The organism is Mesorhizobium muleiense, assembly GCF_900099905.1.
GTDB lineage: Bacteria > Pseudomonadota > Alphaproteobacteria > Rhizobiales > Rhizobiaceae > Mesorhizobium > Mesorhizobium muleiense.
In genome coordinates this window covers 90,895-109,676 of record NZ_FNEE01000015.1, presented here as the reverse complement: position 1 = coordinate 109,676, position 18,782 = coordinate 90,895, and the positions used below count along the sequence as shown (strand labels likewise).

The window sequence follows — 18,782 nt, the reverse complement described above, 5'->3', positions numbered from 1 at the left end:
AGCTGAAGCGCACCATCGGGGCATCGGGCGGCTCGGGCATTGGCGCGGCGCGCCGACAAAGAGCCTCTAGCAGAAGCTGATCAGACTTTTGAGCCTTGAAATTGCCACCGCCTTGGGCTTCAACGCAAGCCATGTTTGAGGGGACATCGCGACTTTTCCCGATCTGGCTCGCAGCCGCACTGTTGATGGTGCCGGTTTCGCTTGCCGTCGCGCAGGATGCGGACGGCCTCGGTGATCTGAAACTTCCCGGAATGTCGAACTATGCGCCCCCACAAAGCGAGGCACCGCTGGCAGCGGCGAGCAGCGGGGCGATCACGCTGTCGGCGCAATTGACCGACAAGGGCGCCGACATCACACGCGGCATCGTCTGGCGCGTCTTCAAGCCTGACGCCACCGGCGACGGCAAGCTGCCGATGGTCGCTTCCGCCCATGGCGGCAGCGCGGTGTTCCAGCTCGAGCCCGGCAGCTATCTGGTCCACGCCTCTTACGGCCGGGCCGGAGCCACCAAGCGCATCACCGTCGGCAAGGACGCCAAGCGCGAAAGCCTCGTGCTCGATGCCGGCGGACTCAAGCTCGACGCCGTGCTGTCAGGCGGGGTGCGCATACCGCCGAAGAAATTGCGCTTTTCGATCTATGAAGGCCAGGCCGAAGCCAATCACGATCGCGCCCTGATCATACCCGACGTCGAGCCGAACAGCGTCGTGCGGCTGAACGCGGGCGTCTATCACGTCGTCTCGACCTATGGCTCGGTGAATGCGGTCATCCGCTCCGACATCCGCGTCGAGGCCGGCAAGCTGACCGAAGCAGCCGTCGAGCATCGTGCGGCGGAGATGACCATGAAGCTGGTGCGCGAGCCGGGCGGAGAGGCGATCGCCGACACCTCCTGGTCGTTGCTCAACGAATCCGGCGACCCCATCCAGGAAACCGTCGGCGCCTTTGCTTCGATGGTGCTTGCCGAGGGCGACTACACCATCATCGCCAAGAACCGCGACCGCATCTACCAGAAAGATTTTACGGTCGTGGCCGGGCAGAACCAGGAAATACAGGTTTTGGCCACGGAGGCCTCGGCGATCGATCCTCAGGAAGGCGCGGACTAGACGTCCGAACCCTGTGCGGGAACCGGTCCAGCAGCGTATGATTGCCGATCAAGCCGCGTTACGCATGCGTTGCGGCAGAAACTGGCCGCGGCCGCGCGGTTCGGCCGGAGCCAGATCGAAGACAGCCCGGTAAAGCCGCTCGAGCAAAGCCTTGCGGTCGCCCACCTGCTCCAGTTCGTCCCATCCCAGCACGTCGCCGACGCGCACGTCGATCGACTTGCCGGACAGCCGACCGAATTCGTGGATGAGCAGCGAAGTACGCAGGGTCAGCGAAGCCCTGCCGACGAACTTCGCGACGCGCCCGTCACGCTCGGCCAGGTTCATGGGTCCGCTGACCAGGTGGAACAGCCGCCCGTTCTGGCCGGAAAAGTGCATTGGGACAACCGACGCCTTGGCATCCCTAACGAGACGGGCCGGAAACATCTTCCACGGCAGGTCGCGCGCCCGGCCAAAACCTTTCGGCGCGGTGGCGACGCCGCCCGCGGGGAAGACGACGATGATGACGCCGTCTTTCAGCAGCCGCACCGCCTCATGGCGCACCGCCATGTTGTTCCTGAGCGCGTCCTTGGTCTCGGAAAAGTCGATCGGCAGCGAATAGGGCTCCATCTCGCGGATCTTGAGCAGATCCTTGTGGATCATGACACGGAACGGGCGCTGAAGCTGCTCGGCCAGCGACAGCACCGCAATGCCGTCGCCGATGCCGAACGGGTGGTTGGCGACGATCACCAGCGGCGTGTCAGGCAATTTTTCCGGCGGCCATTGGCCGGTGGTCCGCACCCTGACATCGATCAGCTCCAGCATGCGGCTGAACACGCGCTCGCCGCTCGGCGCCACATGGCTGCGCCAAAAGTCATAGAGCGCCGCGAAGCGGTCGCGGCCGGACAGGCCTTCGATGGAGTGGATGAACCAGCGCGTCAATGCCGGCTGATGCGGGCTGGCATAGGAAAGCTCGGGAAACGGTCTTTCGCGCATCTTCAGCTTGAGCATGAGGCTCGTTACTAGGCTGGCGTGACAAGCGTATGAATTGGCGGGTATCTGAAAATGGCGGTGGATCGCTCCACCGCCATTTCGTCGACAATCCGGCTGAACTCAGGCCACTCGTTTGCGCCTGCGGTCGGGCGTCACCGCCTCTTCGGCAAGCATTGCCACTGCCTGGCCAAGGCCAAGCGACTCCTGGTCGCGCGAGCCGAGCCGACGGATGTTGACCGTCTCTTCCTCCGCCTCGCGCTTGCCGCAGACGAGGATGACCGGAACCTTGGCCAGGCTGTGCTCGCGGACCTTGTAGTTGATCTTCTCGTTGCGAAGATCGGCTTCCGCCAACAGTCCGGCCGCCTTCAGCTGCGCGACGACCTTTTGCGCGTAGTCGTCGGCATCGGAGGTGATCGTTGCAACCACCACTTGCAGCGGCGCGAACCACAGCGGGAAATGGCCGGAATAGTTCTCGATCAGGATGCCGAGGAAGCGCTCCATCGAGCCGCAGATGGCGCGATGCACCATTACCGGCTGCTTTTTTTCCGAATCCGAGCCGATGTAGAAGGCGCCGAACCGTTCCGGCAGGTTGAAATCGACCTGCGTGGTCCCGCATTGCCAATCGCGGCCGATGGCGTCCTTCAGCACATATTCGAATTTTGGCCCGTAGAACGTGCCCTCGCCCGGATTGACGCCGGTCTTGATCCGGTTGCCCGACCGCGCTGCGATCTTGTCGAGCACGTCCTGCAGCACGCCCTCGGCATGATCCCACATAGCGTCGGTGCCGACCCGTTTTTCGGGACGCGTCGCCAGCTTGACGGTGATTTCGTCGAAGCCGAAATCGGCATAGGTCGACAGGATCAGGTCGTTGATCTTGATGCACTCGTCGGCGAGCTGTTCCTCGGTGCAGAAGATGTGGGCATCGTCCTGGGTAAAGCCGCGCACGCGCATCAGCCCATGCAGCGCGCCGGACGGCTCATAGCGATGCACATTGCCGAATTCCGCAAGTTTTACCGGCAGATCGCGGTAGGACTTCAGACCGTGCTTGAAGATCTGGACGTGGCCGGGGCAGTTCATCGGCTTCAGTGCAAACATCCGGTCGTCGTCGGTGTCGTCGCCGGCAACCGTCACCTTGAACATATTGTCCCGGTACCAGCCCCAGTGACCTGACGTCTCCCACAGACTCTTGTCGAGCACTTGCGGCGCGTTGACTTCCTGATAGCCCTGCTCGTCGAGGCGGCGGCGCATGTAGTTGACCAGGTTCTGGAACAGTCTCCAGCCCTTGGCATGCCAAAAGACGACGCCCGGCCCCTCCTCCTGGAAATGGAACAGGTCCATCTCGCGGCCGAGCTTCCTGTGGTCGCGCTTTTCGGCTTCCTCCAGCATGGTCTGATAGGCATCGAGCTGCGCCTGATCGGCCCAGGCCGTGCCGTAGATGCGGGTCAGCATCGGGTTGTTCGAATCGCCGCGCCAATAGGCGCCAGCCACCTTCATCAGCTTGAAGGCGCTGCCGATCTGTCCGGTCGAGACCATATGCGGGCCGCGGCAGAGGTCGAACCAATCGCCCTGCGCATAGATTTTTAGGTCCTGATCTTCGGGAATGGCGTCGATCAGTTCCAGCTTGTAGCGCTCGCCCTTGTCGGCGAAGATCTTCTTCGCCTTCTCGCGCGACCAGACCTCTTTGGTGAACGGCTTGTTACGCGCGATGATCTCGCGCATCTTCTTCTCGATCACCGGGAAATCGTCGGGCGTGAACGGCTCGTTGCGGGCAAAATCATAGTAGAACCCGTTCTCGATCACCGGGCCGATGGTCACCTGCGTGCCCGGCCACAATTCCTGCACGGCTTCGGCCAGCACGTGCGCTGCGTCATGTCGGATGAGCTCCAGTGCGCGCGGGTCTTCGCGGGTGATGATCTCGACCTTGCCGGACTTGCCGAGCGGGTCGGAAAGATCGCGCACCACGCCATCGATCGAGTAGGCGACCGCCTTCCTGGCCAGCGACTTCGAGATCGATTCCGCCAGGCCGGCGCCGGTCATCGCCGCTTCGTAGTCGCGGACGGAGCCATCGGGAAATGTCACGGAAACGGAATTCAGCATAAAATTCTCCTATCCAGTCCCGCAAACGAGCGCGGGTGGTGAATGCATGTCGCCCAAAAGTGTGCAGCGGTTTTTGGCCGACGACATGCATAAAGTAAAAAGCCGGATGCGTCCGGCGGCAGTCTTTTATGGGCAGATTTTCGTGCCGTAAAGGCGAATGGCCGATCACTTGCTGTTGTTGATGAGATTCGGCAGCTCTTTCAGGAACATCGTCCGCGCCTGAGGCCCCTTCGGCGTATCGGAACGTTTCGTATCGATTACCAGGCGGGCAAAGACGATGCTGCGCGTATCCTTGTTGGCCCAGCCGACAAACCAGCCAAGCGAGCGCCAGCCAAGCGGGCCCTTGTCGGCGCTTTCGCCAAGCCTGGTGGTCCCGGTCTTGCCCTGCACCGTCCAGCCACCTGACCGGAAGGTCGGCAGGATCGCCCTGGTCATCGCGTGGGCCTTGTCCGAAACCGGCAGTTCGCCGGCAAGCAGGCGGCGCAGGAAGTTTGCCTGTTCGACCGGCGATATCTCAAGCGAAGGATTCACCCAGGACCGGGTGAGGCCGTCATTCTTGCCGGCAGTGCCGGCAATATCGGTATTGCCGTAGTCGAATTTCGAGACGTAGCCGGCAAACCGCTTGCTGCCGAGCCGGCGGGTGATTTCCTGCGAAAACCACAGCACCGAGTCTTTTTCCCAGATCGTCGGGTCGACGGTTTTCTGGTCCCTCTTGACCGCCTTGAACTCGGGCTTGTAGTCCCAGGCCGGCGTGTGCTCGTCGCTCAGGATTCCCGAATCATAGCCGATCAGGGCCAGTGGGACCTTGAAAGTCGAGGCGGGACTGAAGCGCTGGTCGCAGACCCCCTCCCGATACAGCGTTTCACCGCTTGCAGCATCCAGGATCAGCGTGCATTCGACCTCCTCCAGCGGCGCCGATTGAGCGCCGATCGGAAAACCGAAAAGCCATCCCAGCAGGTAGAGAACCAAGGCGAAAACGAATGGACGGCGGTCGATCTGGCGCATTTGGAATCTCTCCTGAGGGCTGGCAGGAGCGGCTTAGCGAGGCGTCTTGTCTCGATTTTGTCTTAAATCGGCAACGTGCGGTTAACCCTAGCAAATCGTAAAGATCCTGCTCTGTTTGCAGAGCTTACGCCCCACCGGCATCGGTTTCCGGATCACTGCGCTTTTTTCCGATCCGCCAGTACCGCCAGGGCATGAACCAGACATAGCGCTCGGTCAGCACCTCCGGCACCCGGTCGATGCCATGCGTTCCGCCCGGCCCACAGCGCAGCACGCGGAACAAACCCATCCAGCCGCCGGCCCATAGCCCATGGCGGGCAATCGCTTCGTGCGCGTATTCGGAGCAGGTCGGCAAATGCCGGCAGGAATTGCCGACAAAGCCGGACAGCGTCAGCTGATAAAAACGCACGAGCGAGGTGCCCAAAATTCGGCCGGGCGTCTTGCGCCAGGGACCTGGCCAGTTGCGCGTGTATCGCGGCCTCTGATGCGTGTGATCCGTGGCCATTTGACGGCTACGCCGCCTGTTCGGCGCGCTTCTTCTCGATCTGGCCGATCGCGTCGACCACCGCATCGAAGGTCAGCATGGTCGAGGCATGGCGCGCCTTGTAGTCGCGCACCGGCTCGAGATATCTGAGGTCGGCGAAGCGGCCTTGCGGCGGCGCGCCGTTTTCCTTCAGCATCTTCAGCATGGTCTCGCGAAGGCTGCGCAATTCATCCGCGCTGGCGCCGACGACATGCTGCGCCATGATCGAGGACGACGCCTGGCCAAGCGCGCAGGCTTTGACGTCATGGGCGAAATCGGTGACGACGCCGTCATCCATCTTCAGATCGACGGTCACGGTCGAGCCGCACAGCTTGGAATGCGCGCGCGCGGTTGCATCGGGATGGTCGAGCCGGCCGATCCGCGCGATATTCCCGGCAAATCCCAGAATTTTCGCATTGTAGACGTCGTCGATCATATTTTTCCAATCCGTCGCCGCCAAGCGAACAGCGATTGCCGCTGACGGTCTTCCTTTCGCTCGCAACGATCATATATAATGCTGGTACTCGGGTATGGACAAGGCAACCAACGACCGCGTCCCTGCTCAAATCACTTCACGCCGCTTACGGGCTGGAAACAGGGCACGTTTCTAACACCCGAAAGGTCGTGGTCCGTTCAACTCGTTCCTCCTGAGAGGGGAACTACGGGAGACGCCTTTATGGATGCCGTCATCAAGAAATTCATGCCCTCGTCCGCCTATATGGAAAAGCCGGTCACCGATCGGCCGACCGAAGCCGAAGCCGAGGCCGCTGTTCGCACGCTGTTGCGCTGGACCGGCGACAATCCGGACCGGGAGGGCCTGGTCGATACGCCAAAGCGTGTGGTGAAGGCCTATCGCGAAATGTTCGGCGGCTACGACAAGTGTCCGGCCGAAGAGCTCGGCCGCACCTTCGAGGAAGTCGCCGGCTATGACGACCTTGTCCTCGTCAAGGATATAACGTTCCATTCGCATTGCGAGCACCACATGGTGCCGATCATCGGCAAGGCGCATGTCGGCTATCTGCCGGACGGCAAGGTCGTCGGCCTGTCGAAGATCGCCCGCGTCGTCGATATCTTTGCCCAGCGCCTGCAGACCCAGGAAGCGATGACCGCACAGATTGCCGGCGTCATCCAGGATGTGCTCAATCCGCGCGGCGTCGCCGTCATGCTCGAAGCCGAGCATATGTGCATGGCGATGCGCGGCATCCGCAAGGAAGGCTCCACGACGCTAACCTCGACCTTCACCGGCGTCTTCAAGGACACGCCCGAGGAACAGGTCCGTTTCGTCACCATGGTGCGCGGCGGCAGGGGCTGAACGAGCCTCGCCGGCCGCCAGCCATGGTCGCGAGAAATGAGAACCGGTTCTCGGATCAGATCATGGCCAAACAACAAGACAGAGCCTCGCCCATTCCGATCCGATCGGACTGGGCGAGGTTCTGAACAAGGACCGCGATGTCGGCAGTGGAATTTCCGAAAGCTCCATCAGACAAGAAAACACTGGAAGAAAGCACGGTCTTTTCGCCGCGCTTCGATGCCGGCGGCCTGGTCACCGTCGTCGTCACCGATGCCGAAGACGGCATGCTGCTGATGGTCGCGCATATGAACGCCGAAGCGCTGGCGCTGACGCTGGAAACCGGCATCGCCCACTACTGGTCGCGCTCGCGCAGCGCACTGTGGAAGAAGGGCGAAACGTCCGGGAATGTCCAGAAAATCGTCGAGATGCTCACGGATTGTGACCAGGACGCAATATGGCTGCGCGTCAAAGTGATGGGCCACGACGCAACCTGCCACACCGGCCGGCGTTCCTGCTTTTATCGGACGGTGGGACTGATCGACGGCAAGGGGACGCTTGCCAACGATGGCAGCAAGCCGCTGTTCGATACGCAAGAAACGTATCGAAAGCCTCATGAACCATTTATTTGAACCATTCGCCGAACTGCAATCACGTATATTCATGATTTCGATACGGCCCGCCGATACGCTAGCCGCGGGACAAGGGAGATTGTGATGCTCGAATGGGCGTCATTGCATAACAGACCAGACGTTCGGGAGGCCAATGGCCTGTCATCGTCCGCCGGTGCATCCGAAAAGAGCCCCGCCAGGAAAACAGGCATTTCGCTGGCGCTGGGCGGCGGCTGCGCGCGTGGCTGGGCCCATATCGGCGTGCTGCGCGCGCTCGACGAAGCCGGCATCGAAGTGTCGATGATCGCCGGCACTTCGATCGGCGCGCTGGTCGGCGGCTGTTACCTTGCCGGCAAGCTGGATGAGTTGGAAGAATTCGCCAGAAGCCTGACCAAGCGGCGCATTTTTGGTCTTCTCGATCTCAACCTGCGCGGCAGCGGACTGTTCGGCGGCATGAAGCTCGATGCACGGCTGCGCGAGCACATGGCCGGCATCCGTTTCGAGGATCTGCCAAAACCTTTCGTCTGCGTCACCACGGAGATCCGCACCGGCCATGAAATCTGGCTGTCGGGCGGCTCGCTGATCACCGCCATGCGCGCCTCCTATGCCCTGCCCGGCGTATTCGAACCGGTCAGTTGCAACGGTCGCGTGCTGGTCGACGGTGCGCTGGTCAATCCGGTCCCGGTCTCGGTCTGCCGCGCCTACGAGCAGCCGCTCGTGGTCGCGGTGAACCTTCACTACGATCTGTTCGGCCGCGCCGCCGTCATCAAGCACAGCGCCGGCGAACTGGTCGTCGAGAAGGACGCGCCAAGGCCCGGCCTGATCAACACAGGGCACCAGTACCAAACACGGCTCGGCATCACCGGCGTTATGGTCGAAGCCTTCAACATCATCCAGGATCGCATTTCGCGGGCGCGACTTGCCGGCGACCCGCCCGATATGTCGCTGCAGCCAAAACTCAGCCACATCGGCCTGACCGAATTCCATCGCGCCGACGAGGCGATTCGCATCGGCTATCAGGTGACGATGGCCCAGATCGACGAGTTGGCCCGCCTGCAGGCGGTTCTGGCTTAAACGCGATCCGCGCGGCAGAATCGGGAAGCGATTCTCAGGCGCGCGCGGCATCGACGATGCGGAACTGCACCGTGCGATTGCCGTTCCAGTGATTGCCCGACAGCGAACCGGCGACATGCACCGGCCTGCCCCTGTTCTTGAACAGGAATTCGCCGAGCGCCGTATCGACGGCGCGAAACGCGATCGCCTGGATGCGTCCACCGCTCTCCGACTGCAACTCGGCGCGGATGTGATTGGTGCCGACCGGCCTCGCATCGGCAAGGCGATGGCGCGGCAGCGCGAAGACCGGTGCGACATGCCCGGCGCCGAACGGGCCGGCTTTCTCCAGCGCATCGAGCAGGCCAAGCGTTGCGCCTTCGGCGGCCAGCGCGCCGTCGATCGCCAGGCTTTCCTCGCCTTGCAGGCGGAACACCTCGGCCGCCGCTCGTTCCTCGAAGAAGGCCCTGAGCGCGCCAAGTTTGGCCCGCTCCACTGTGATGCCGGCCGCCATGCCATGGCCGCCGCCCTTGACGATCAGCCCGGCAATGGCCGCTTCGCGCACCAGCCGGCCAAGATCGAAGCCCGACACCGAACGGCCCGACCCGGTGCCGACGCCATTGGCGTTGAAGGCGATGGCGAAAGCCGGTCGGCGCGCATGGTCCTTGAGCCGCGAGGCCAGCAGGCCGACGATGCCCGGATGCCAGTTGGAGCTGGCGGTGACGACGATGGCTGGCCCGTTGCCGCCGGCAAGCTCGGCATCGGCCTCGACCCGTGCCGCGGCCAGCATTTCCAGTTCCATCTGCTGCCGCTCCTGATTGAGTCGGTCCAGCGTCTCGGCGATGGTGCGGGCCTCGACGGGATCGTCGGTGGCGAGCAGGCGGCTGCCGAGTGCTGCGTCGCCGATGCGCCCACCGGCATTGATGCGCGGCCCGATCAGATAGGCCAGATGAAAGGTGCTGACCGGCTCGCCGATGCGCGAGACCCGCGCCAATGCCGCCAAGCCTTCGTTCCGCTGCTGGCGTGCGATCTGCAGTCCCTTGACCACGAAGGCGCGGTTGACGCCGGTCAGCGGCACCACGTCGCAAACGGTGGCCAGGGCAACGAGGTCGAGCAGACCGAGCAGGTCCGGCGGTGCGGCGTCCGGCAACCGGCCGCGCAGGATCTTCGCCGTCTGCACCAGCGCCAGGAAGACGACGCCGGCGGCACAAAGATGGCCCTGCCCCGAAAGGTCGTCCTCGCGATTGGGATTGACGACCGCAACCGCTGCCGGCAGCGGACCGCCGAGCTGGTGATGATCGAGCACCACGACATCGGCGCCGGCAGCGTTCGCCGCGCCGACGGAGACGGCGCTGTTGGTGCCGCAATCGACGGTGACGATCAGCGTCGCGCCGCGCGAGACGAGTTCGCGCATCGCTTCCGGATTGGGGCCGTACCCTTCGAAGATACGGTCCGGTATGTAGATCTCCGCAGGCACCGAGAAATGCGTGAGGAACCGCTTGAGCAGCGCCGACGAGGCCGCGCCGTCGACATCGTAGTCGCCGAAGATCGCCACCTTTTCCCTGGCGACGACTGCCCCGGCGATGCGGGCGGCGGCCTTGTCCATGTCGGTCAGCGACGCCGGGTCGGGCAAAAGATCGCGGATGGTCGGATCAAGGAACCGCTCGGTATGCTCGGCGGTCACGCCGCGCCCGGCAAGCACGCGCGCAACGATGTCCGGCACGCCATAGCCTTGCGCTATGGCAAGCGCGGTCATGTCCTGCCGCTCGGTCAACCGGTGTTCCCAGGAAACACCTGATGCCGACTGCCTGACATCGAGGAAGATACGGTTTTCGCCCGTCATGCGACGCGCCGTCTGCGGATTATCATTGCTCACAATATGCGACGGCCAGCCGAGTCGGGAATCAAAACTTTTCCAGATCCTGGTGCCTGGCCTTGATCTCGCGCACGGTGCGCGACGACGAGCGCAGCACGATCGTATGCGTGGTGATAAAATTGCGGCCGAACTTGACGCCGGCCAGCATGTTGCCGTCGGTGACGCCGGTTGCTGCGAACAGCACGTCGCCGCGCGCCATGTCTTGCGCGCGGTAGACCCGCTTCGGATCCAAAATGCCCATCTTCGCCGCGCGTGCCTCCTTTTGCGGCGTGTCGAGGATCAGCCTCCCCTGCATCTGGCCGCCGGTGCAGCGTAGTGCTGCCGCCGCCAGCACACCCTCCGGCGCGCCGCCGGTGCCGAGATAGATGTCGATGCCGGTTTCGTCCGGATCGGTGGTATGGATGACGCCGGCGACGTCACCATCGCCGATCAGCCGGATCGCAGCGCCCGTGGCGCGCACCGCCTCGATCAGCGCGCCATGGCGCGGCCGGTCGAGGATGCAGGCGGTGATCTCCGACACCGCCACGCCCTTGGCCCTGGCCAGGCTGGCGATGTTTTCGGCCGGCGCGGCATCGATGTCGATGACGCCGTCCGCATAACCCGGGCCAATGGCGATCTTGTCCATGTAGACGTCGGGCGCGAACAGAAGGCTGCCCTTTTCCGCAATGGCGATGACCGCCAGCGCATTGGGCAGGTTCTTGGCGCAGATCGTCGTGCCTTCGAGCGGATCGAGCGCAATATCGACCGCTGGGCCTTTGCCGGAACCGACCTCTTCGCCGATATAGAGCATCGGCGCCTCGTCGCGCTCGCCTTCGCCGATCACCACCGTGCCATTGATGGCGAGGCGGTTGAGCTCTTCGCGCATCGCGTCGACCGCGACCTGGTCGGCGGCCTTTTCGTCGCCGCGTCCGCGCAATCTGGCTGCCGCAACGGCGGCCCGTTCGGTGACGCGCACCAGTTCCATGGTGAGTATCCGGTCAAGGCCGGCGACGATGTTCTGGGCAACGTTCATCGGTGGACAATCCTCGTTGGCGCATTGCCTCCCGCCAGGGGCGCGCCGGTTGTGTCAAAGCTCCATGACAACAGCAAGACCTCAGCGGGTCTTTTTTGAAAACACAACGATATCAAACGATTGAAGGAGAAAAGAGATACGCCTATTCCGCCCGCTCGATGCGGATGACCTGCGGCTTGTCGGTCAGATGATCGTCCCTGGTGATGCCGTCGACGGCCCTGCGGACCGCCGCTTCCGTCGTCTCGTGGGTGACGAGGATCACTGTTTTCTGCAAGGCGGTATCCGGCCCGGCGGCGTGCTGCACGATCGATTCCAGCGAAATCTCGTTGTCGGCCATGCGCTTGGCGATGGCGGCAAAGACGCCGATGCGGTCATGCACGGTCAGCCGGATGAAATAGCCGCCCGCATGGCTGCGCATCTGCGCCTTCTTGTACGGCCGCAATTCCTTCGCCGGCAGGCCGAACACCGGACCGTGCTGGAAGCCGGGCCGGCTCTTGGCAATGTCGGCAATGTCGCCGACCACCGCCGATGCCGTGGCGTTGCCGCCGGCACCGGGACCGGAGAGCAAAAGCTCGCCAAGGATATCGGTTTCGATGGCCACCGCATTGGTGACGCCGTGCACCTGCGCGATGACCGAGGCCGTCGGCACCATGGTCGGGTGCACGCGCTGTTCGATACCGCTTTCCGTGCGCTGGGCGACGCCGAGCAGCTTTATCCGGTAGCCGAGGTCGCCGGCGGCGCGGATGTCGGCCTGGCTGATGTTGGAAATCCCTTCCATATAGATGTCGTTGGCGGCGATCCTCGTGCCGAAGGCAAGGCTGGTCAGGATCGACAGTTTGTGTGCGGTGTCGTGGCCCTCGATGTCGAAGGTCGGGTCGGCCTCGGCATAGCCCAGCCGCTGCGCATCTTTCAGGCAGTCGTCGAACGACAGGCCCTCGGCTTCCATGCGGGTCAGGATGTAGTTGCAGGTGCCGTTGAGGATGCCGAAGACGCGGGTCACCGAATTGCCGGCCATCGCCTCGCGCATCGTCTTGATGACCGGAATGCCGCCCGCCACCGCCGCCTCGTAATTGAGCAGAACGCCCTTCCTTTCGGCGATCTCGGCCAGCGCAACGCCATGCTTGGCGAGCAGTGCCTTGTTGGCGGTGACGACGTGGCGGCCGGCTTCAAGCGCCGCTTTCACGGATGATCGCGACGGCCCTTCGTCGCCGCCGATCAGTTCGACGAAGACATCGATCTCGGCGGTCTGCGCCATTGCTACCGGATCCTCGAACCACTTGGCCGCGCCGAGATCGACGCCGCGGTCGCGTTTGGGATCGCGGGCCGAAACGGCCGTCACGACGACCTCGCGGCCGCATTGCCGCGTCAGTTCCGCCGCCTTGTCGCGCAGCACGCGCGCCACCGACGCGCCGACGGTGCCGAGACCGGCGATTCCAACACGCAACGCTTCAGCCATGTCCGGCGACGCCCCTCAAGAATTTGGTCGATGTGATCTGTGGCAACTCAACGATGCGCGGCGAGCGGCACCACATTGTTGGGCTGTTTGGCGCTGGACGCCAGGAAGCGCTTGATGTTGCGCGCCGCCTGCCGGATCCGGTGCTCGTTCTCGACCAGCGCGATGCGCACATGATCGTCGCCATGCTCGCCGAAGCCGACGCCCGGCGCCACCGCCACGTCGGCGTGCTCGATCAGAAGCTTGGAGAATTCGAGCGAGCCGAGATGCTTGAACGGCTCCGGGATCGGCGCCCAGGCGAACATCGACGCTGCCGGCGCCGGGATGACCCAGCCGGCGCGGCGGAAGGCGTCGACCATGACGTCGCGGCGCTTGTGGTAGATGTCGCGCACTTCGGCGATATCGGCGCCGTCGCCGTTGAGCGCATGCGCCGCCGCCACCTGGATCGGCGTGAAGGCGCCGTAGTCGAGATAGGATTTCACCCGGGTCAGCGCCGAGATCAGCCGCTCGTTGCCGACGGCAAAACCCATGCGCCAGCCGGGCATCGAAAAGGTCTTCGACATCGAGGTGAACTCGACCGCCACGTCGATCGCGCCCTGCACCTGCAGCACCGAGGGCGGCGGATTGCCGTCGAAATAGATTTCCGAATAGGCAAGGTCAGACAGGATGATGATGTCGTTCTTCTTGGCGAAGGCCACCACCTCCTTGTAGAAATCGAGCGAGGCGACCTGCGCCGTCGGGTTCGACGGATAATTGAGGATCAACGCCAGCGGCTTCGGGATCGAATGGCGGATGCCGCGCTCCAGCGCCGGAATGAAGCCGTCGTCCGGTTCCACCTGCAACGAGCGGATGACGCCGCCAGACATGATGAAGCCGAAAGCGTGGATCGGATAGGTCGGGTTTGGGCACAGGATCACGTCGCCGGGCGCGGTGATCGCCTGCGCCATATTGGCGAAGCCCTCCTTCGAGCCCAGCGTCGCCACCACTTGCGTGTCCGGGTCGAGTTTCACGCCGAAACGGCGGGCATAGTAATTGGCCTGGGCGCGGCGCAGGCCCGGAATGCCGCGCGACGATGAATAGCGATGCGTGCGCGGGTCGCGCACGACCTCGCACAATTTGTCGACGATGGCCTTGGGCGTCGGCAGGTCCGGATTGCCCATGCCAAGGTCGATGATGTCGGCGCCGCGCGATCGGGCACTGGCCTTCAGCCGGTTGACCTGCTCGAAGACGTAGGGCGGAAGCCGGCGGACCTTGTGAAATTCTTCCATGTCGTTTCCAGTGGTGGGTTCAATTCCAGACGGTCAAAGTGGTTTTGGCAAAGGTGGTTGTCGGTCGCGCGATATAATCCTATTTGCAGGTAGGGTCGAGGGCGGGATCGCATTTGGCTTCGATCTGCTTCAGCGCATCGGCGCCGTGCTGCTTCGCCAATGTGTTCAGCGCCGCCGGGTTCGCGACCTTGACCGCGCCGCCCTTTGAGCCCTGCGCCTGTGCCTCCGCCTTCAACTGGGCGAGCTTGGCGTTCTTTTCCGTCTCGGTGAATTGTTCCGCCGCCGCCTGCGGCGGGATATTCAGGTTCGGATAGGTGCCGGTGTTCTTCGGCCCGTCGGTAGCCGCGACAGGCGTGGTGCCCTCGATGTTGGTGCTCGAACAGCCGGCGATCGCCAAAAAGACGACCGCCGCGCCTGTGCGGCAAAAACGACCAGTGCCAGAAAAAACAGTCTTGCCAGTATCAGTCGTCATATTGTTTCCCGGGCAGCCAAGATAGAGCGCGTTGGACCCTGTTGGATGTGCCATGATACTATGTCAAGAAAACGCTTCGGGAGGAACCCCGCGAACCATGTCCAAAACACCCAATTCGGGCAAAGCGGAAGATGACCGGCCTTCGACCGTCGAGCAATATCTGGTCAAGGATCCGGAGCGCTTCGCCTTGAACATGGCGCGCATGATCGAGCAGGCCGGCAAGGCGGCTTCCGCATGGGCCGAGCCGCGCGAGAAAGGCGACGTGCGCGACCATGTCGCCGAGCCGGTCGTCGATATGGTGAAAACCTTCTCCAAGCTCAGCGAATACTGGCTTTCCGATCCGCAGCGCGCGCTGGAGGCGCAAACGCGGCTGTTCTCCGGCTACATGACCGTCTGGGCCAACTCCATCCAGCGCCTCAGCGACGGCGGCGAAGACGCCGAAGGCGCGTTCAAGCCCGAGCCCGGCGACAAGCGTTTCCAGGACCCGGAATGGGGCCGCAACGCTTTCTTCGATTTCCTCAAGCAGGCCTATCTCGTCACCTCGCGCTGGGCGAACGACCTGGTCGAACACGCCGATGGCCTGGACGAGCACACCCGCCACAAGGCCGGTTTCTACGTCAAGCAGGTGTCCAACGCCATTTCGCCGTCGAATTTCGTCCTGACCAACCCGGAACTGTTTCGCGAGACCATCGCCTCGAATGGCGAAAACCTGGTGCGCGGCATGAAGATGCTGGCCGAGGACATCGCCGCCGGCAAGGGCGACCTGAAACTGAGGCAGGCCGACTATTCGTCCTTCGAGATCGGCAAGAACCTGGCCACGACACCCGGCAAGGTGGTGGGCCGCAGCGACGTCGCCGAGATCCTGCAATATGATCCGGCGACCGAGACCGTGCTCAAGCGACCGCTGCTGATCTGTCCGCCATGGATCAACAAATTCTACATTCTCGATCTCAACCCGCAAAAATCCTTCATTCGCTGGGCGGTCGAGCAGGGCCACACCGTCTTCGTCATCTCCTGGATCAACCCGGACGAGCGGCACGGCACCAAGAGCTGGGAGGCCTATATCAGAGAGGGCCTGCAATACGGCCTGGACACGATCGAAAAGGCCACCGGCGAACAGGACGTCAACGCCGTCGGCTATTGCGTCGGCGGCACGCTTCTGGCAGCCGCCCTGGCGCTGTTGGCGCAGGAAGGCGACCACCGCATCAAATCGGCCACCTTCTTCACCACGCAGGTCGATTTCACCCATGCCGGCGACCTGAAAGTGTTCGTCGACGAGGAGCAGGTCGCGGCCGTCGAAAAGGCGATGAACGAGAAAGGCTATCTCGACGGCACCAAGATGGCGACCGCCTTCAACATGCTGCGCTCGGGCGACCTGATCTGGCCCTATGTCGTCAACAACTACATGCGCGGCAAGGATCCCCTGCCCTTCGACCTGCTCTACTGGAACGCCGATTCGACCCGCATGGCCGCAGCCAACCATTCCTTCTACCTGCGCAATTGCTATCTCGAGAACAGGCTTTCGCAAGGCGAGATGGAACTGGCGGGCCGCGTGGTATCGCTGAAGGATGTCACCATCCCGGTCTACAACCTCGCCTCCAAGGAAGACCATATCGCGCCGGCGCTTTCGGTGTTCCTCGGTTCGAAATATTTCGGCGGCGAGGTCGACTACGTCCTGGCCGGCTCCGGCCACATCGCCGGCGTCGTCAATCCGCCGGCTGCGCAGAAATATCACTACTGGACCGGCGGCAAGCCAACCGGCGACTTCAACGAGTGGCTCGCCAAGGCCACCAACCATCCCGGCTCCTGGTGGTCGCACTGGCAACGCTGGATCGAGGCCAAGGAGGACGACACCCGCGTGCCGGCCCGCAAACCCGGCAAGCACATGAAAACCCTGGGCGATGCGCCAGGCACCTATGTCAAGGTGCGTGTGTAACCTTCTGTAATGTGTGGTGAGTTGACGCGCCGGTAAAAGAGGGCGAAATGGGTTCGTCAACCCTTAAGCACTCCCGATTCTTCTCTAGCCGTCGAAATACTCTGGGGCTTGCGGATTTGACACAGGTCTCGTTTCCGTTCGGGGACAAGGGTTTATTGCGGCAGACGTTTCGGTGCCGCCAATGAAGTACCGACCGGACATCGAGGGGGAATTTGGTTTTGAAATCAGCAGGATCGCGCCTCGCGAAGGGAGAAAGCCGCGCCATTGCGGCCGCGCTTTTCTCCGTGCTCCTGGCGTCCTGCACCTCGGCCGGCGACCCGTCCCTGTCCGTGGGCATGCCCGGCTACAATGCCTCGGCACCGGACACGGCCTCCGGCAGCCAACAGGTCACCACGGATTCGTCGTCGCAGATGACGACTTCACAAATGACGATGACCGCCAAGGGCGACGCAAGCCTTCCCGAGCAGGTCGCTCATGTGCCAGCGGCCAAGCCCGGGGCGCAGGCCCTCCAGGGAGGCGCCAAATCGGATGCCGGCTTTCCCGTCCCGGCTAAAGCGGGCGCAGTGACGGCTGCGGGCCAGACGCCGCAGCCACAGGCGGCGCAGACGGTTGAACAGGCCGACGCTGCTGCGCAGAAGACTGAAACCGCCGATGCCGGCACTGCCGCGCCGAACTCCGCCGCGCCGGCGATGAACAACCCGGTCTATGTGACCGCCGCAGAGCCGCAGGCCTATGCGCCGAAGAAAAAGGGGTTCCTCGCCTCTTTGTTCAGCACGCCTGCCTCGGCAGCACCTGCCCCGCAGGCCAGCAACAGGTCGGGCGAGCAGCCGCCGGCGGCGCAGCCCAAGGCCGCACAGCCCAAGGCCGCTCAGCCCCAGTCGGAGGCAAAACCCGCCATCACCCTGGCCTCGGCCAAAACGGCTGAAAAGCCGGTGCAACTGGCTTCGCTCGGCGATACCAGCCGTTTCACCGATGACGCGCTGCCTGGCGTGCGCAAGACCGCGCTTTTCGAGATCAAGCGCAAATCCGGCCTCGACGACGACAGCGACGTCGATCTGAACGAGGATGAAGGCGGCGCCTATCAGGTGGCATACGCTCCCGGTCTTGCCCGGCTGGCGCCCAACGGTCTTTTGAAGCAGACCGAGAATGTCGACGTTGCCTGCCTGAAACCTTCGCTGGTCCGCGTGCTGAAGACGATCGAGGGCCACTACGGCAAGAAGATGATCGTCACCTCCGGCTATCGTGATCCGGCCCGCAATCGCCGCGCCAACGGCGCCAAGAATTCGCTGCACATGTATTGCGCCGCCGCCGACATCCAGGTTCCAGGCGTCTCGAAAGCGCAACTGGCAAGCTACATCCGCAGCATGCCCGGGCGCGGCGGCGTCGGCACCTACTGCCATACCGAATCCGTTCACATAGACGTCGGTCCCGAGCGCGACTGGAACTGGCGCTGCCGTCGGCGGCGGTAACGGCTGGTTCTCCCTCGTCCATGCAACGCCCGCCGTGTGCTGTCTCAGGACGGCACGTGATGCCGCGTCGAACCGGGGGAAATCGCCGAAAATGCGCGGCTTTGCTGCCACTGGAAAAAAGTTGTCGCAGGTAGCGGCAGACGGGTTGCCGGTTTGGTGCAACGCAACTATAAGCGCTCACATCTGAGCGCGCCCATCGTCTAGCGGTCAGGACACCGCCCTTTCACGGCGGTAACAGGGGTTCGATTCCCCTTGGGCGTACCAGTAAAATCAAGCACTTAGCTGAAAATCCCACCTTACTGTCCAATATCTGGCCAATTTCCTTCTGGCCTTTGTCGAGTCCAGCGATTCCTGTCACACTCCTCTCGTCACCACCGGAGGGGAAAATGACCGATTGGGACGAGATCCGAAAATATCGATATACGAAGGGTGCCCCACCGCCAGAATGGCCTGAGGGCGTCAGGGCCATAAGCTTGGAAGGTGTTACGCTCTTAGGCGTCAACCCAAAAACCAACAAACTCTATTGGGACGGCCAAGAGCTTGCGACGGAGAAGCGACTCGCCAATTTTGAGCGACGCATGGCGCTAGCAGTCACCATTGCTACAGTCGTCATGGCCGGAATCGAGATCGGGCGCGCCGCCGGCTTGATTACGCACTAA

At 63.0% G+C, this 18,782-nt stretch carries 17 protein-coding genes and 1 tRNA gene; 8 read left to right on the top strand and 10 right to left on the bottom strand.

The features are described from left to right. Window positions 1-131: 131 nt before the first annotated feature. Window positions 132-1,097: a hypothetical protein gene (locus BLT09_RS23085; RefSeq protein ID WP_091597101.1), complete on the top strand. Its 966-nt coding sequence runs from the start codon at window positions 132-134 to the stop codon at window positions 1,095-1,097. A 48-nt stretch (window positions 1,098-1,145) separates the two neighbouring features. Here the strand turns inward: BLT09_RS23085 and BLT09_RS23080 are convergent, their stop codons facing one another. The 5 genes from BLT09_RS23080 to BLT09_RS23060 all read right to left on the bottom strand — a co-directional run bounded on the left by BLT09_RS23080 (window position 1,146) and on the right by BLT09_RS23060 (window position 6,124). Further along, on the bottom strand, window positions 1,146-2,084 hold the full coding sequence (locus tag BLT09_RS23080; protein WP_091597099.1) for a lysophospholipid acyltransferase family protein: 939 nt from the start codon (window positions 2,082-2,084) through the stop codon (window positions 1,146-1,148). Window positions 2,085-2,186: 102 nt separating this feature from the next. After that, window positions 2,187-4,163 carry a threonine--tRNA ligase gene (gene thrS / locus BLT09_RS23075; RefSeq protein ID WP_091597096.1) on the bottom strand — a complete coding sequence of 659 codons (1,977 nt, stop codon included), beginning with the start codon at window positions 4,161-4,163 and terminating at the stop codon, window positions 2,187-2,189. Window positions 4,164-4,328: 165 nt separating this feature from the next. Next, window positions 4,329-5,168, bottom strand: coding sequence for a class D beta-lactamase (gene blaOXA / locus BLT09_RS23070; RefSeq protein ID WP_091597093.1), 840 nt, complete (start codon window positions 5,166-5,168; stop codon window positions 4,329-4,331). 124 nt (window positions 5,169-5,292) lie between these two features. After that, the gene (gene yidD / locus BLT09_RS23065; RefSeq protein ID WP_027156263.1) at window positions 5,293-5,670 is read right to left on the bottom strand and encodes a membrane protein insertion efficiency factor YidD; all 378 of its coding nucleotides are present in this window, start codon (window positions 5,668-5,670) and stop codon (window positions 5,293-5,295) included. A 7-nt stretch (window positions 5,671-5,677) separates the two neighbouring features. Further along, window positions 5,678-6,124, bottom strand: coding sequence for an iron-sulfur cluster assembly scaffold protein (locus BLT09_RS23060; RefSeq protein WP_027156262.1), 447 nt, complete (start codon window positions 6,122-6,124; stop codon window positions 5,678-5,680). 240 nt (window positions 6,125-6,364) lie between these two features. On the opposite strand from BLT09_RS23060, the gene folE reads away from it, so the two are divergent. The 3 genes from folE (at window position 6,365) to BLT09_RS23045 (ending at window position 8,661) form a co-directional block, all read left to right on the top strand. Next, entirely contained in the window at window positions 6,365-7,000 is a 636-nt protein-coding gene (folE, locus tag BLT09_RS23055; protein ID WP_027156261.1) for a GTP cyclohydrolase I FolE, read from the top strand. A gap of 137 nt (window positions 7,001-7,137) precedes the next feature. Continuing rightward, window positions 7,138-7,608, top strand: coding sequence for a phosphoribosyl-AMP cyclohydrolase (gene hisI / locus BLT09_RS23050; protein WP_091597090.1), 471 nt, complete (start codon window positions 7,138-7,140; stop codon window positions 7,606-7,608). 84 nt (window positions 7,609-7,692) lie between these two features. Continuing rightward, the gene (locus BLT09_RS23045) at window positions 7,693-8,661 is read left to right on the top strand and encodes a patatin family protein (protein ID WP_091597087.1); all 969 of its coding nucleotides are present in this window, start codon (window positions 7,693-7,695) and stop codon (window positions 8,659-8,661) included. A 34-nt stretch (window positions 8,662-8,695) separates the two neighbouring features. Here the strand turns inward: BLT09_RS23045 and recJ are convergent, their stop codons facing one another. The 5 genes from recJ to BLT09_RS23020 all read right to left on the bottom strand — a co-directional run bounded on the left by recJ (window position 8,696) and on the right by BLT09_RS23020 (window position 14,643). Continuing rightward, window positions 8,696-10,480, bottom strand: coding sequence for a single-stranded-DNA-specific exonuclease RecJ (gene recJ, locus BLT09_RS23040; protein WP_091597084.1), 1,785 nt, complete (start codon window positions 10,478-10,480; stop codon window positions 8,696-8,698). A gap of 61 nt (window positions 10,481-10,541) precedes the next feature. Beyond that, on the bottom strand, window positions 10,542-11,525 hold the full coding sequence (gene glpX, locus BLT09_RS23035; protein WP_091597081.1) for a class II fructose-bisphosphatase: 984 nt from the start codon (window positions 11,523-11,525) through the stop codon (window positions 10,542-10,544). Between the two features lie 142 nt (window positions 11,526-11,667). Continuing rightward, window positions 11,668-12,981 (bottom strand): homoserine dehydrogenase, encoded by a 1,314-nt coding sequence (locus tag BLT09_RS23030; protein WP_091597078.1) that lies wholly within the window; start codon window positions 12,979-12,981, stop codon window positions 11,668-11,670. A 47-nt stretch (window positions 12,982-13,028) separates the two neighbouring features. Continuing rightward, the gene (locus tag BLT09_RS23025; protein ID WP_091597074.1) at window positions 13,029-14,246 is read right to left on the bottom strand and encodes an LL-diaminopimelate aminotransferase; all 1,218 of its coding nucleotides are present in this window, start codon (window positions 14,244-14,246) and stop codon (window positions 13,029-13,031) included. 79 nt (window positions 14,247-14,325) lie between these two features. Beyond that, a complete protein-coding gene (locus BLT09_RS23020) occupies window positions 14,326-14,643 on the bottom strand; it encodes a hypothetical protein (protein WP_329608827.1) in 318 nt (105 codons plus the stop codon). A gap of 172 nt (window positions 14,644-14,815) precedes the next feature. Between BLT09_RS23020 and BLT09_RS23015 the strand changes: the two genes are divergently transcribed. From BLT09_RS23015 to BLT09_RS23000, 4 genes are all read left to right on the top strand, one after another. Then, window positions 14,816-16,654: a PHA/PHB synthase family protein gene (locus BLT09_RS23015; RefSeq protein ID WP_091597065.1), complete on the top strand. Its 1,839-nt coding sequence runs from the start codon at window positions 14,816-14,818 to the stop codon at window positions 16,652-16,654. A gap of 212 nt (window positions 16,655-16,866) precedes the next feature. Continuing rightward, a complete protein-coding gene (locus BLT09_RS23010) occupies window positions 16,867-18,123 on the top strand; it encodes a D-Ala-D-Ala carboxypeptidase family metallohydrolase (RefSeq protein ID WP_091597061.1) in 1,257 nt (418 codons plus the stop codon). Window positions 18,124-18,312: 189 nt separating this feature from the next. Then, a tRNA-Glu gene (locus BLT09_RS23005) sits at window positions 18,313-18,387 on the top strand. Window positions 18,388-18,509: 122 nt separating this feature from the next. Beyond that, a complete protein-coding gene (locus tag BLT09_RS23000) occupies window positions 18,510-18,782 on the top strand; it encodes a hypothetical protein (RefSeq protein ID WP_091597058.1) in 273 nt (90 codons plus the stop codon).

Bases quoted from the DNA above. Each gene is read 5' to 3' on its own strand.
- BLT09_RS23015 (WP_091597065.1), top strand. From the start codon at position 14,816: ATGTCCAAAACACCCAATTCGGGCAAAGCGGAAGATGACCGGCCTTCG.
- recJ (WP_091597084.1), bottom strand. From the start codon at position 10,480: ATGACGGGCGAAAACCGTATCTTCCTCGATGTCAGGCAGTCGGCATCA.
- blaOXA (WP_091597093.1), bottom strand. From the start codon at position 5,168: ATGCGCCAGATCGACCGCCGTCCATTCGTTTTCGCCTTGGTTCTCTAC.
- BLT09_RS23045 (WP_091597087.1), top strand. From the start codon at position 7,693: ATGCTCGAATGGGCGTCATTGCATAACAGACCAGACGTTCGGGAGGCC.
- BLT09_RS23060 (WP_027156262.1), bottom strand. From the start codon at position 6,124: ATGATCGACGACGTCTACAATGCGAAAATTCTGGGATTTGCCGGGAAT.
- BLT09_RS23030 (WP_091597078.1), bottom strand. From the start codon at position 12,981: ATGGCTGAAGCGTTGCGTGTTGGAATCGCCGGTCTCGGCACCGTCGGC.
- thrS (WP_091597096.1), bottom strand. From the start codon at position 4,163: ATGCTGAATTCCGTTTCCGTGACATTTCCCGATGGCTCCGTCCGCGAC.
- glpX (WP_091597081.1), bottom strand. From the start codon at position 11,525: ATGAACGTTGCCCAGAACATCGTCGCCGGCCTTGACCGGATACTCACC.
- folE (WP_027156261.1), top strand. From the start codon at position 6,365: ATGGATGCCGTCATCAAGAAATTCATGCCCTCGTCCGCCTATATGGAA.
- BLT09_RS23085 (WP_091597101.1), top strand. From the start codon at position 132: ATGTTTGAGGGGACATCGCGACTTTTCCCGATCTGGCTCGCAGCCGCA.
- BLT09_RS23080 (WP_091597099.1), bottom strand. From the start codon at position 2,084: ATGCTCAAGCTGAAGATGCGCGAAAGACCGTTTCCCGAGCTTTCCTAT.
- yidD (WP_027156263.1), bottom strand. From the start codon at position 5,670: ATGGCCACGGATCACACGCATCAGAGGCCGCGATACACGCGCAACTGG.
- hisI (WP_091597090.1), top strand. From the start codon at position 7,138: ATGTCGGCAGTGGAATTTCCGAAAGCTCCATCAGACAAGAAAACACTG.
- BLT09_RS23025 (WP_091597074.1), bottom strand. From the start codon at position 14,246: ATGGAAGAATTTCACAAGGTCCGCCGGCTTCCGCCCTACGTCTTCGAG.
- BLT09_RS23000 (WP_091597058.1), top strand. From the start codon at position 18,510: ATGACCGATTGGGACGAGATCCGAAAATATCGATATACGAAGGGTGCC.